This window comes from Actinospica durhamensis (genome assembly GCF_018139695.1).
In the GTDB taxonomy this organism is placed as follows: Bacteria; Actinomycetota; Actinomycetes; order Streptomycetales; family Catenulisporaceae; genus Actinospica; species Actinospica durhamensis.
Genome location: NZ_JAGSOG010000035.1, coordinates 1 through 14,245, shown reverse-complemented (window position 1 = coordinate 14,245; position 14,245 = coordinate 1). Strand labels below are relative to the sequence as shown.

Genomic DNA, 14,245 nt, shown 5'->3' with positions numbered 1-14,245 from the left:
AGGGCGGCCTGCCGCAGGGCCGGCCGCCCCGACCTGGTGATCCTCCCCGCGGGCAAGAACGGCGTGGTCCTCCTCAACGAGCTCGGCAGAGCCGGCGGCGCCTACGTTCCGCTGGAGCGCGGTCTGTGTCCCAGCCGTGACGTGATTTCATGTACTGATACTCCCGTGGAACTAAGATCGGGCGTGGCCGCCGCATCGTCGGCGGCCACGCAGTTTTCTCCGGGGAGAGGTACACGAATGCCTTCACATCAGCGCCGGGTGGCTTTCGCCACCGCGGCGCTCGTCTGTGCGGGATCGGCCTTCGGGCCGGTCGTGGCGCAGGCGGACTCGACGGGCAGCTTCTACGTCAACAACGCGGCCGCCGCGGACTGTTCGGACTCGACGACGGACAGCGCCACGACGCCGTACTGCACCATCCAGGCCGCGGTCACCGCGGCGACCGCGCCGGGCGACACCGTGACGGTGAGTCCGGGCACGTACGCTCCGTTCACCGTGACCGCTTCGGGCACGGCGGCGGCTCCGATCACGGTCGAGGCCACGACCGGAACCGGCATCGCGCTGGTGGCGCCCTACGCGGCCATCACGGCGACGTCATCGAGCGCGGTGACCTTGGACGGCGCGTCCCACGTCTCCATCCAGGGCTTCCGCATCACGGAGCAGTCGAACAACAACGCCGTCGCGGTGACCGGATCGACGGACGACACGGTGGACAGCACCTACGTCACGATGACCGGCGACCAGAGCGCGCCCATCGTCGCGATCGGCTCCGGCTCCTCGTCGATCACGCTGAGCCGGGACTACCTGTCCGGCACGACCACGGGAGGCGCCGTCTCGGTCCAGGGCGGCTCCGACGACGTCATCACGACGGACTACATGGTGGACCAGATCGGCTCGGGAGTCGTCCTGAACGGGACGACCTCTTCTGACGTGACGAGCAATACGTTCCGCAGCTCCTGTGGCACCGCCATCGGTCTGACGAACGGATCGACCTCCGGCTCGGTCGAGAACAACGTCGCCCAGGTTCTGTCCACGCAGCCCACGCTCTGCGGTGCGACCAACGCCGACGAGGTGTCTCTGTCGGTAGACGCCGCGTCCGCGAGCGGCACGAGCGCCGACTACAACGACATGGCGCTCAACGGCTCGAGGACCGAGGTGTACTCGTGGGCCGGCACCTTCTACAGCAAGTCCGCCGCCCTCGACGCGGCGACCGGTCAGGGGTCGCACGACTCGAACTTGAGCACGGCTACGGCGTCGATCGACTCGGCGAACTCCGACGCACCGGGCGAACTGTCCACCGATATCCTCGACCGCCCGCGCAACGATGATCCCGACGTGGCGAACACCGGGACGGGCACCTTCGGCTACTACGACCGCGGTGACGAGGAGACCGTCGAGTCGATCTCCAATGCCCCGGCGGCGAACTGGCCGGAGCAGGCGCCGGTCGGCGGTGTCGGTACCTACGCGGTGACGGCCTCGGACGGTTGGGGCAACGCGTTCACGTGCACCTACGATTTCGGCGACGGAAGCGCGCCGGTCACGGTGACGCCGGACGCCTCAGGCATGTGCAGCGCCCAGCACGCTTTCTCGGCCACCGGCTCCTACACCGGCTCCGTGCGCATCGACTCCGTCAACGGAATGCTCGCCGAGACGGCCTTCACCGTGAAGGTCGTGGCCGACACGCCCCTCACGCCGAACGTCACGGTCGCTGCCCAAGGCGCGGAGGGCGTGCAGGTCGACGCCGAGACGAGCACGGACGGCTGGACCATCTCCAAGTGCTCCGTCGACTTCGGTGACGGCACCGCGCCCTCGGTCGCGAACGTGACCGGCTGCCTGTTCGACCACACCTACGCGCAGCCGGGGACGTACACGGTCACCACGACGCTGACGGATTCCGACGGTAATCAGCGCACGGCGACCGACACCTTCAGCACCGCGGCCACCGAGTTCACCCCGGTCACCCCCACGCGGATCCTCGACACCCGCAGCGGGACGGGCGTGGCCGCGGCCGGCGCCGTCGCTCCGGAGGGACAGGTGCGGCTGAAGATCGCCGGCGTGGACGGCCTTCCGTCGACGGGGGTTACCGCCGTCGCGCTGAACGTGACGGCCACCGAGGCGACCAAGTCCGGGGTGATCACCGCCTGCCCGGACGGCTCGGCGCTGCCGGGTGTCTCGAACGTCGACTTCCACGCGGACCAGAACGTCGCCAACACGGTGATCGTGGCGGTCGGGGCGGACGGATACGTCGATCTGGCCAACGTCAGCACCGGAAAGACCCATGTCATCGCCGACCTCGAGGGCTACTACTCGGCGACCGGCGACTCCGGCTACCACTCGATCTCGCCGACACGGGTGCTCGACACCCGTAAGACGGCGGTCGTCCCGGCCGGCAGCACGGTCAAGGTGAAGCTGAGCTCGTATGCCGGGATCTCGGCGGCGATGTTCAACGTGACCGTGGTGGACGCCACCGGAAACGGCTTCGTCACGGCCGCGCCCGACGGCGGTGCCACGCCGGCCACGTCGAACGTGAACTACCTGGCCGGGCAGACGGTGCCGAACGAGGTCGTGGTGTCGGTGGGTGCGGACGGATACGTCGACTTCACCAACAGCGGCAAGGGGCAGGCGGACCTGGTGGTCGACCTCGACGGTTACTTCACCACCGGGTCGGGCGACTACTTCGTCCCGATCGATCCCGAGCGCAGTGTGGACTCGCGCAATTCGCTCGACTTCATCGGCGCACTGGGCGCGGACGAGACCATCCCGGCGGAGATCGCCGGCGTCTGCCCGCCGCTCGACTGTGCCACCAAGGGCATCGAGATCCCGATGGGGGCGAGCGCGGTCGCGGCCAACCTGACCGTCGTGTCTCCGACGGCGAACGGCTTCATCACGGTGTTCCCCGCCGACGGGTCCACCGCGCCGACCGCCTCGGTGCTCAACTTCCTCGCCGGGCAGCAGACGCAGAACGCGATCACCGTCGGGCTCGGGTCCACGAACGGCGAGTTCGACGTGGACAACGCGAGCAAGGGACTCACCCAGGTGGTCGTGGACGTCTTCGGCTACTACGGGAGCTGATCCGTCCGATCCGAACGATCCGAACGATCCGCGGCGCACGGTCGGCCAGGGCACAAGCCCTGGCCGACCGTGCGTCCGGCCCGTGGGCGCGTCCCGCCACGGCACGTGCTGTGGCAGGATCGTGACATGAGAGGCACATGAGGGCCAGGTCGGCTCAATACAATCGCCTGATATAACGTCCGCGTTCGGGAGCGCGGATTCTTCAGGGGAGAGAAACAATGAGAAGCTGCAAGCTGGTGCTTTCGCTGGCCGTGATCGGCTCGATCGGCATGGCCTTGGTGCCCACGTTCGCCGAGGCCGCGACCTCGACGCAGGCCGCGGCCGCGACCGCTTCCAACTGGTCGTCGTTCGTCAAGGCACACCACTTCAACTTCAGCAGCCCCGCGTCGCAGTCGGTGTATCACCGCACCACGGCCGCCCACGGAGCGAGCGCGACTCCGAATCCGGGCATGCAGCTGCTCATCTACGGCGGGCAGACCGGTTCGCACAGCGTCCAGCTCCTGCTGCTGCCCGAGGGTTTCAGCACCGGCACCGCGACGATCACGGTGACCTGGGGTGACGGCACGACCAGCACCTCGACGGTCAATGCCGCCGACCTCGACACCGCCGGCCTGCCGACGCTCGACCACACGTACGCCGCGCTCGGCGTATACAACGTCTCGGCCGTGATCGACGACGGCGCCGGCGACTCGGCGACGAACACCACCGTCGTGGCCACCGGTTCGCAGTTCACGCCCTACGGTCCGACCCGGATCCTGGACACGCGCAACGGCACGGGGATCTCCGGCCCGATCGCCGCGGGCAAGTTCGGCCACCTCAAGGTCGTCGGTGCCGGCCCGGTCGGGGACACCATCCCGGCGGGAGTCACCGCCGTCGTGCTCAACGTGACCGTGACCGAGGGCACTGCCAACGGTTTCCTGTCGGTCCTGCCCAACGAGGACTTGTCCGGCAACCTCTCCAGCGGCATCATCACCTCGAACCTCAACTTCCGCGCGAACCAGAACGTCGCGAATCTCGTCATCGCGGCGGTCGGCAAGGACGGTGTCGTCGACTTCCTCAACGGCGCGTCGAAGGGCACGGTGAACGTGATCGCGGATGTCGCGGGCTACTACACCGCGTCGACGCAGAGCGCTTACGTGCCGTTGACCCCGACGCGCATGTTGGACACGCGCTACGGAACGGGCGTCGCCAAGGGGCAGATCCAGGCGAACTCGGCCGTCACGCTGAACGTCGCGAACGGCAAGACCATCCCGGCGGACGCGACGGCGGTCGCGATGAACCTGACCGCGGTCGGCGCGAAGAACAACGGCCTGATCACGGCTTACCCGACGGGTGGGTCGGTGCCGACGGTCTCCAGCCTCAACTACCCGGCCGGCTCGACGACGAACAACATGACCATCGTGCCGATCGGCACGGGTGGCGACATCACCTTCGCGAACTCCGGCCGCGGCGCGGTCGACCTGATCGGGGACGTGACCGGCTACTACACGAAGGACGCGGTGACCGGGGCGAGCTCCTACGTTCCGTTCGCCTGGCCTGAGCGGTACCTGGACACCCGGGGCTCGGGCAATTCGGAGCTGGCGCTGCTGGGCCTGAACTTCGGCACGATCAAGACGGGCGTCCAGACGCCGTTCCCGGTGACCCCGGCCTCGCAGCCGACCACCGCGGCCGTGTTCAACGCGACCATCGTCTCGCCGACCGGCAACGGCTTCCTGTCGCTCTACCCGTACAACCCGGGCCAGGCCCCGTCCACCGGCTCGTCGAACATCAACTACCTGGCCGGCCAGACCGTCCCGAACCTGGCGATCGTCTCGACCGGCACGGTGGCCGACTCCAAGTGGAGTACGCAGCTGGGCGAGGACTCCCTCGACTCGGGGATCTACCTCAGCGGCCACGGTCAGGCCAACCTGATCCTCGACGAACTCGGCGTCTACGCGCAGTGACAAGTACCCGGTAACGACCGGAGAAGATCCCTGCACGACCACGTGAACTGCGGAGACGTGTTCGAATAAGTACCAGAAGCTCCACGTGACGAGGGCCGGTGACCAGTCGACGGTTACCGGCCCTCCAGCGTTCGACGCGGCAGGGATCGCAGCTCGGCGGCAGGGGCGGCGCGGTGGCCGGAAACCACTGTACGAGGGCTGAGTGGGCATGGGACGCTCGCGCGTGTGAACCTCACCGTCATCCGGGCTCCGCTCCACAAACGCATCATGACGGTCGGCGCCGTCACCCTGGAAGCGGCCAGCGCCGTCGGAAAGGTCACGGCCGGTCATGCGAACGCCGGCGGCATCGTCGCGGCCGGCCTGTTCACGGCCCTCGCCGCATCCGTGGGCGTCCGTCTGTCCATGGTCGCGATCTCGCCGGCTGGGCCGGGCTGCGCTGACCGGCGCACGCCACGCCACGAGGCGGCGGTTCCCGCGACTTCGCGGAGCAGGCCCTATGCTACTCACGGTGAAGTAAGCATACTCAAGGGTTGACGTCGGTATGGGCCCTGCTTCGACCTGGTCGGCGGGCTGTGCCGCACCTTCCCGGGAAGGCCCGCCTTGTCGGATGAAACCACCGATCACCCGTCTGCCGCGCCGGATCTGAGCCGTCGGCGGCTGCTTGTCGCGGGCGGCCTCGGCTTCGCGACCGCCACCACGCTCGACACGCTGGTCAGCCCGTCACCGGCGGCGGCGTCGGTGCTTCGGCCGCAGACCCCGCTGCCTGGCGCGAACATCCCCAAGTATGTCGAGAGCCTCCCGACCTTCAGCGGGAAGCGCGTCCGTGCGTCCTCGATGACGACCGCGTTCGTCGAGTTCGCGCAGCACGTGCTCCCGCCCTCGATGTATCCGAGCGCGTATGCGGAAGGCACCTGGGTGTGGGGATACCAGGTGGCGGGGCGGCCCGCGAGCTGGCCGGGCTACACCGTCGAGGCATGGTCGGGGCGACCCACCACTGTCCGCTACGTCAACAAGCTGCCGGGGGTCGACGGCGGTTCCCGGGTCGCACCGCTGCTCACGGTCGACCAGACGATCCACTGGGCCGACCCGCTGAACCGGATGGACTCCACCCGGCCCTATCGCGGTCCGTTCCCGGCCGTCGCTCACCTGCACGGCGGCGAGGTGCACTCCGGCGCCGACGGGGGACCGCAGGGCTGGTTCACCGCGGACGGCCGGCGCGGACCCGGGTACGAGTCCTTCGGCCCGGGCGCGCCGAACGAGGCCGTCTATCGGTATCCGAACGCGCAGCCGTCCTGCACGCTCTGGTTCCACGATCACGCCCTCGGCATCACCCGGCTCAACGTGTACGCCGGCCTCGCCGCCTTCTACCTCGTACGGGACCGGTACGACACCGGCCGGCCGGACAACCCCCTGCGACTTCCGGCCGACCCGTACGAGATCGAGATCGCGATCCAGGACCGGCAGTTCGACACGGACGGCCAGTTGCTCTTCCCCGACAGCGCGGCCTCCGGAGGCCTGGTCGGCGGGCCGCCCAATCAGGCGGCGCATCCGTACTGGATTCCGGCGTTCCAGGGTGACGCGATGGTCGTGAACGGCCGTACCTGGCCGGTGCTCGCCGTCGAACCGCGCCGTTACCGCTTCCGCGTCCTGAACGGATGCAACGGCAGGTACCTGTCGATGAACCTCACCGAGGCGCACAACGCGGATCTGAGCTGCGCGCCGTCGGCGGCCGCGTTCTGGCAGATCGGCACCGACGGCGGACTGCTCGACCGGCCGGCGGAGCTGAACACGCCGGGTCGGCCGGAGGCGAAACGGCTCGACCTCGCGCCCGCCGAACGCGCCGATCTGATCATCGACTTCTCAGGGCTCGACGGCTGCTCGCTGATCCTGACCAACAACGCGGTCCACTCGTTCCCGACCGGAACGCTCCCGGACCCGGCGTTGGACGGGCAGATCATGCGTATCGACGTGTGTCTCCCGCTTTCCGGCCGGGACGCCACGTACGACCCGGCCACGGGTGAGCCGCTGCGTGGCGGCCCGGGGCGGCCGGCGCCGATCGCCCGGCTCGCCGACCCGGACCGCGGCGAGGTGAGCCCGGGAGTCCGGGTCGACGCCAAGCGCCAGCTCATGCTCAGCGAGCAGGACACGCGGGCCTGCGCCATTCCGCCCGAGGTCGGCGGAACGCTCATCGCCTTGGTCAACAACAGCTCTTTCACCGGCCTGCGCTCCGGGACCGAAACCCCGGTCTCCGGCTCGCGGCCCGACGCGTACGGCCAGGGCCTGTGGCTGACCGAGCGCCCGCGCGTCGGCTCCACCGAGGTCTGGGAGATCCTCAACGCCTCGATGTTCGCGCATCCGATGCACATCCATCTGATCCAGTTCCAGCTGGTCGGCCGACAGAAGGTGGACGCCGAGGCCTACCTCGCCGCGTGGGGCGCGCAGTTCCCCGGCGGCACCTTCGAGGGGCAGAAGTGCGACGGCACCCTGGGCGAGGTCCGCTACGAGCCGGGCGTGATCATCCCCGGGTACGGATCGCCGCGTGACTACCTCACGCCGAACCACGACGCGGCGCTCGGCGGCAACCCGGCCTTCGGCCCCTACCTGCAGGGGCCGGTCATGCCGCCGGAGCCGAACGAGGCGGGCTGGAAGGACACGGTCAACGCCCAGCCGGGACAGGTGACCAGGGTGATCGCCCGCTGGGCGCCCACCGAGACGCCGGTGGGCGGCGTCGTGCCGGGAGAGAACCTGTTCCCCTTCGACCCCACCCGAGGACCGGGCTACGTCTGGCACTGCCACATCATCGACCACGAGGACAACGAGATGATGCGCCCGTACGCGCCGACGCGCTGACCTCCCGGACCTCCCGCGCGGCCCCTGCGCGGCTCCTGCGCGGACACGACCTAGCCCGTTCGACGGTGGTCGGGTGCGCCAGGGGCGGCGCCGGACCAGACTGGAGCGGTGCGAGGCAGGTTCGTGCTGGTCAGGCGGGTGGCTGCGGTGCTGCTCGTGCCGCTGCTGTGCGCCGCCGGAATCCTGCTGTATCTGAACGGGCGGGCGGTGGAGCACCAGGCGACGGTGGTGGGGGACACGGCCGCGCCGGATCGGATCGAGCTGTATGTGACGGCGCAACAGGTCAGTGCGGCGCAGCGGCGGGTGCAGCTGCGGGTCGAGGTGGTGCCCACGGGGAGCTTCCTCGAGGACAGCGGGGTGAACGCGCCGGCGAAGCAGATCACCCTGTACTCCACCTCGCCCACGCACTCCGAGGTCCAGTTCCCGGCGGGCCGATCCGCGACTGCGCAGGATCTGGACATGAGCCTGTACGGCGGGACGATCTCCGACTACCCGTTCGACGGCTACGACACCGAACTCGCGTTCGCGGCCGTCGTGGACGGGGTTCAGGTGCCGGTCTCGATGACGTTCAGCGACATCGACCCGTTCTTCCGCTTCAGCGCGGTCAGCTCACGCACGACGAACCATGTGGTCTACCAGGTGGAGCATCTCACGCGGGCTCAGGGGACGAAGATCATGGCGGTGTTCATGATGATCGTCATGTGGGCGCTGGCGCTGTCGGTGCTCACGGGCGCCTGGATCCTCGTCTCACGCCGGCGCGGCCTGGTGTGGCCGGCGCTCGGCTGGATGGCCGCGACGCTGTTCGCGCTGGCGGCGCTGCGCAACGTCGCGCCGGGGGCGCCGCCGATCGGATGCCTGCTGGACTACGCGGCGTTCTTCTGGGCCGAGCTGCTCACGGCGGTGGGGGTGGTCTCGACGGTGTTGTGGGGCACGCTGGCCGAGCGCAGGCGGGAGCCGTTGCACGAGGTGGAGAAGCAGGAGCGGAAGTAGGCGGAGAAACGCGCGAGGGCCGCGGGAGTGATCCCGCGGCCCTCGTCGTTCGGATCAGCCGTTCGCCGATCTGCCGGTCACGAGGCCGAGAAGTACCCGGAGACGTCCAGCAGGATCTGGCTCGTGCCCGGGCTCTGGTTGTAGATCTTGAGCCCTTCCTCGTTCCCCATCATGGTCGAGTTGGCCACGGTGGCGCCCGCGGTGAAGTTGAGCGTGGAGACGCCCGGCGCGTTGTCGGAGTACCCGGGGTAGACCTCGAGGTCGCCGTTGGCCGTCGGCGAGACGACGGTCGCCGTCGCGGCCCAGCCGTCGACGTTGGTCGGGGTCGTCGTCGGCACGCCGGCCAGACCCGTGAGCGTGTTGCTGATGGTGCCGAAGGCCTTGACCGCGCCCTTCGGCGCGCCCTTGCCGCTGCGCGTGTCGATCACCCGGACCGGGCTGATCGGCACGTAACCCGACTGGGCCTCGGTGTCGTAGTCGCCCAGGATGTCCGCGATCAGGTCGATCGTGCCGGTGCCGGCGTTGTAGAAGTCGATCGTCCCGTCGGAACCGGTCTGCGCGAACACCTCGTTGGCGATCGCCTGGCCGGTGCGGAAGTTGATGTTCGAGGTGCCCGGGCGGGTGGCGCCGTCCGGGTAGACCGTCAGGAAGCCGTTGCTCTTCTCGTCGACGACGGTCACGTTGAACACGGCCGTCTCGTTCGGGCCGAAGAACTGCTCGGCGTTGTCCGGGGTGAGCTTGAGCGTGCCGCCGGCCGGGACCGGGACCGCCTTGCCGTTGGTGCCGGTGCCGACTCCGTGCCGGGTGTCGAGCAGGCGGGTCGGGCCGCCGAAGACGCCGGCGCCGTAGCCCGCGCCGGGACCGTAGTAGCCCACCACGTCGGCGATCAGGTCGGTGGCGCCGCCGGTCATGCCGTTGTAGAGGTCGATCTTGCCGTCGGTGCCGACCGGGGCGATGACCTGCGTGGCGAGGTTCTCACCCTTGGTGTAGTTCATGTTCGAGGTGGTCGGACGGGTGCTCCCGTCGGCGTAGGCCTCGACGTAGCCGTTGCCGGTCGGCCCGGCCACGGTGAGGTTCAAGGCGACGGCCTTGACGCCGGTGGCCGGGATCGAGTCGACGCCCTCGACCTTCAGCGCGACTCCGGCGTTCATCTTGACCGGGGCGACGACGCCGCCGGTGCCGGTGCCCTTGCGGGTGTCCAGGATGCGCGCCTGGGTCACCGGGTGGAAGACGCTGCTGTTGAGGATCCAGACCTTCTCGGTCGTGGTCGTGGATCCGCGCCCGTCCGCGCCGTAGCCGTCGGTGGCGGTGAGGCTCACCGTGTACTCGCCGGCCTCGGTGTAGGTGTGGCTGATCTTCTCCGGCGTGCTCGTGGTCTGCTTCGCCGTGGCGGAGCCGTCACCGAAGTCGATGCTCCACGAGGTGACCGGGGCCCAGCCGGTGTCCGCTCCGGACTCCGAAGCGGTGATGACGCTGGGGACCGTGCCGCTCTCGGTGTCGAGGCCCACGACCGGCGCCAGCGGGTCCTCGAGCTCGTACGCGCCGCGGTCGTAGTACGTCGGCGTGCCCGCCCCGGTGTTCGCCACCTGCGTGTCGTCCGCGCGGGTGTTGCCGAGCAGGTCCGTGCTCAGCTCGCCGGGCGCGCTCGCGTCCGCCGAGTCGATGGCCGGGGAGGCGCCGTAGGGCACCGTGTAGGCCTGGGGGTCGTCGTTGATGTCGTGCGCGCCCTGGCTGACCGCGTTGTCGAGGTCGGAGGCCTGCTGGTAGGTCGTGCCGGCCCAGTCGTAGGGGTTCTCGTAGACGTAGACGATGTTGTAGTCGAGCTTCGTCCCGGTCGTCGCCGCGCTGTCCACGTTGATGCCGGCCGCGGTCGCGGTCGTCTTCGCGCAGTTGCCTGAGGTGTCGTCCGACAGGCTCTGCACGATGTTGTTCTCGATCGTGCTGCCGGTGGAGGCTCCGGTCAGGGCGACACCCTCGTCGCATATGTCTTCGATGGTGTTGCTGGTGACGGCGTTGCCGGTGGAGCCGTCCACCACGACGCCCTCGCTGTAGCCGTTGAGCGCGTTCGTGGTGACGAAGTTCCCCGTGCTCCCGGAGTCGACCTGGATCAGGGCCGGGTAGGAGTTCGCGTTGACGGTGTTGCGGCTGACGGTCACGGCCGAGCTGCCGCCGGTCACCTGGATGACCGGCGCGTCGTTGCCCAGGCCCGTGGTCCAGTCGTTGACGAGCAGGCCGTTGACGGTGACGTTCGAGGAGCCGTCGACCTTGGCCGCCAGACCGCTCATCCCGTTCGTCGCGAATCCGGAGACGGTCACGTACGACGTGCCGGAGACCGTGAAGGCGGGGGCGGTCGCGGCGGCCACGACGATCGAGCCCGTGGCGTAGCCGACCTGAGCCTGCTGCGACTGCGCGGATTCGACGACGAGCGGCGAGCCCGCGGAGCCGCCGTGCGTGATGGAGACGTTCTCGTTGTACGTGCCCGGCTCGACCAGCACGGTCTGGCCGGCGCCCGCGACGTTCACCGCGGCCTGCACGGTGCAGTACGGGGCGGCGGCGGTGCCCGCGCCGGCGGCGGAGTCGGAGCAGTTCGCTCCGTTGGCGTTGTTGACGTAGATCGTCGTGGCAGCGGCCGCGTGAGCGGCCGTGGGTGCCAGCGAGCCGACCGACACGAGCAGCGCCGTCGTCACGGCGACGTTGCGCTTGCGCATGCGAGTGCCTCCCTCGGTTCGTGTGGATGTGCTCATGGGATCGGCCACCTCAGCTGAAGTATCCGAACAGGTCCGCGATCAGGTCGACGGAGCCGGTGGAGTTGTTGTGCAGGTTGACCGGGGTGACGCCGTCGGTCGCGACCATCACCAGGTTCGGGACGGTCTGGCCCTTGAGGTAGTTGAGGTTCGAGGCGTTCGGCAGGGTCCCGTTCGGGCCGATCGGGTAGGCGGTGATGACACCGTTCGCCTTCGCGTCCGTGACGGTGACGTTCATGACCACGCCGGTCGCGTTCCACAGGTCGCTGAAGCCGTTCGGGGTGCCGACGTACTGGGCGTTCTTGCCCGCGCCGACCGGGACGCCGGTCGTCGAGCCCTGGCCCAGACCGGACCGGGTGTCGAGGTCGCGGACCGGGTTGAGCGGAACGAAGGCGTCGCCCAGCGAGGAGTAGCAGCCTTCGAGGTCGGCCACCAGCTCGACGGTGCCGGCCGAGGAGTTGTGCAGCTCGACCTTGCCGTCCGAGCCCACCGCGACCACGACCATGTTCGGGAGGTTCTGGCCCTTGTTGTAGTTCAGGTTCGAGGCCGTGGGCACGTTGCCGCCGTCGGGGTAGACGGTGACCACGCCGTTGGCCGTCGGGGCGACCGCGGTGACGTTCATGGCCACGGCCGCGGCGGTGGCCGTCTGGGTGCCGGAGGAGGTGGTCTGGCTGCAGGTCGGCACGCTCAGCGAGATGGTGCCGCCGGCCGGGACCGCGCCGGTGGTGCCGCCGGTGCCGTTGCGGGTGTCGAGGACGCGCTTCGGGGTGTTGGGCACGTAGTAGCTGCCGCCGGTGCCCTGCACGTAGTAGCCGGCGACGTCGGCCAGCAGGTCGGTGCTCGCGTTCGAGCCGTTGTGGAAGTCGACCTTGTCGTCGGATCCGACCTTCACCGTGACCAGGTTCGGCACGTTGCGGCCGGTGGAGAAGTTCAGGTTCGAGGCCTCCGGCAGCGTGCCGCCGTCGGGGTAGGCGGTGATGACGCCGTTGCCGGTCTCGTCGGCCGCGGTCACGTTCATGACCACGGCGGTCACGGTGCCCAGGCCCGCCGGAACGCTGACGCCGCTGGTGACGTCGACCGCGATGGTGGCGCCGGCCCCGATCTTCGCCTGCTTCGCGCCGAGGCCCTTGCGGGTGTCGAGCACCCGGGTCGGGGTCACCGGCACGTACGTGCTGCCGGTCGTGGTGACCGTGGCGGTCTTGGTGACCGTCTGCGTGCCGGCCTTGATGATCGCGGTGACGGTGTACGTGCCCGGACGGGCGTACATGTGCGAGTCCTCGAGGGCGTTGAAGTTCCCCGGCGTCTCGTCGCCGAGGCTCATGCCGACGTCGGCCTTTCCGTCGCCCCAGTCGACCGAGTAGCTGTCGCTCTCGCCCCAGGCCACGCCCTGCAGAGCGATGTTGACGCCGGCCTGCTGTCCGAACGCGCCGGTCTGCACGGTGGTCCCGGTGAAGTCCTCGATCGCGACCGCGCCGCGGTCGGGAGCGGCGCCCGGCCAGGTGTTGCCGTAGAAGTCGGTGCTCAGCTCGTCCGGAGCGCTCGGGTTGCCGTCGGCGACACCGTCGCCGGTGGGCATCTGGAAGGTGGTGGTGTCGATGTACTGCTCGTCCTCGTCGTGCGCGCCCTGGCCGGTGGCCGCCTTCAGCGCGGCCGGGGTCGGGTACGTCTTGCCCGCCCAGCTGTACGGAGCGATGTTGTCCGTCATCTGCGAGAGCTCGTTGTAGTCCACCGTCGTCGACGACGCGGACGCGGAGTCGACGGAGAGGTTCGTGAAGGTGGTCGTGCATCCGCCGAGGCCGGCCACGACGTTGTTCTCGATGCTCGTCCCGGTCGAACCGGTCACCGCGATGCCGGTGTTGCAGGGCACGATGATGGTGTTCGCGGTCAGCACGGTGTTCTTGGCCCCGGAGACCGTGACGTCGCTGCCGGTGGTGGTTTCGCCAGAGGCCACGTTGTCGATCTGGTTCGTGGTCAGCACGACGCCGTTGTCGCCCGAGGCGATCTGGACGACGTTGCCGGAGCCGTACTCGTAGATATCGCTGCGCGAGACCGTGTCGGCGGTGACCGAGCCGCCGAAGACCAGCGCCGGCGCGTTCGTGCCCTGGGTCTGGTCGCCGTCCAGCGTGACGTGCGAACCGTTCACGCGGAGGCCGGTGGAGGCCGAGGTGCCGCTCTGCGCCGCGCCGAGCCCGGTCACCTCGACGTAGCTGCCGTCGATCGTGAGCGAACCGGTCCTGGTGTAGGTGGTTCCGGTGCCCGCGAAGGTGATCGGCGCGGCGGCGGTGCCCGACTTCGTGATCGTCACGGCGCCGTAGGAGGGAGCGTAGTAGCCCGGAGTCCCGGCGATGCTGACGGTGTCGCCGGGCGCGGCGGCGTCGGCCGCGGCCTGGATGCTGCAGTACGGCGCGGCCTGCGTTCCGGTGCCGCTGTCGGTGCAGCTCGATGAGACGTTGTTGACGAAAAGGGTGGCTCCGCTGGAAGTAGCCGGTGTCGCGGCCTGAGCCTGCGGTACGGCGAACGCTCCCACAACGGCAGCCGCGAGTCCGACGGCGCCGAGGCGCGGTCGCATACGCGACATGATTTCCTCCTGAAAAAGGATGATCTGGGAATTACTCAGGAGGCACTCGAGCGACCCCACCCCGGATTCCC

At 69.3% G+C, this 14,245-nt stretch carries 7 protein-coding genes; 5 read left to right on the top strand and 2 right to left on the bottom strand.

What is annotated here, in order from left to right; translation table 11 throughout:
- The first annotated feature begins 237 nt into the window (after nucleotides 1-237).
- The 5 genes from KDL01_RS10040 to KDL01_RS10020 all read left to right on the top strand — a co-directional run bounded on the left by KDL01_RS10040 (nucleotide 238) and on the right by KDL01_RS10020 (nucleotide 8,852).
- Nucleotides 238-3,069: a beta strand repeat-containing protein gene (locus KDL01_RS10040; RefSeq protein ID WP_212528125.1), complete on the top strand. Its 2,832-nt coding sequence runs from the start codon at nucleotides 238-240 to the stop codon at nucleotides 3,067-3,069.
- A gap of 218 nt (nucleotides 3,070-3,287) precedes the next feature.
- Nucleotides 3,288-5,012 carry a hypothetical protein gene (locus tag KDL01_RS10035; RefSeq protein WP_212528124.1) on the top strand — a complete coding sequence of 575 codons (1,725 nt, stop codon included), beginning with the start codon at nucleotides 3,288-3,290 and terminating at the stop codon, nucleotides 5,010-5,012.
- Between the two features lie 225 nt (nucleotides 5,013-5,237).
- Complete coding sequence (locus KDL01_RS10030; protein ID WP_212528123.1) at nucleotides 5,238-5,546, top strand: hypothetical protein; 309 nt, start codon at nucleotides 5,238-5,240, stop codon at nucleotides 5,544-5,546.
- A 66-nt stretch (nucleotides 5,547-5,612) separates the two neighbouring features.
- On the top strand, nucleotides 5,613-7,862 hold the full coding sequence (locus tag KDL01_RS10025) for a multicopper oxidase family protein (RefSeq protein ID WP_212528122.1): 2,250 nt from the start codon (nucleotides 5,613-5,615) through the stop codon (nucleotides 7,860-7,862).
- Nucleotides 7,863-7,970: 108 nt separating this feature from the next.
- On the top strand, nucleotides 7,971-8,852 hold the full coding sequence (locus KDL01_RS10020) for a DUF4436 family protein (protein ID WP_212528121.1): 882 nt from the start codon (nucleotides 7,971-7,973) through the stop codon (nucleotides 8,850-8,852).
- Nucleotides 8,853-8,929: 77 nt separating this feature from the next.
- Here KDL01_RS10020 and KDL01_RS10015 read toward each other — a convergent pair whose 3' ends face one another.
- On the bottom strand, nucleotides 8,930-11,560 hold the full coding sequence (locus tag KDL01_RS10015; RefSeq protein ID WP_212528120.1) for a PKD domain-containing protein: 2,631 nt from the start codon (nucleotides 11,558-11,560) through the stop codon (nucleotides 8,930-8,932).
- 49 nt (nucleotides 11,561-11,609) lie between these two features.
- Complete coding sequence (locus KDL01_RS10010; RefSeq protein ID WP_212528119.1) at nucleotides 11,610-14,174, bottom strand: hypothetical protein; 2,565 nt, start codon at nucleotides 14,172-14,174, stop codon at nucleotides 11,610-11,612.
- Between the last annotated feature and the right edge of the window lie 71 nt (nucleotides 14,175-14,245).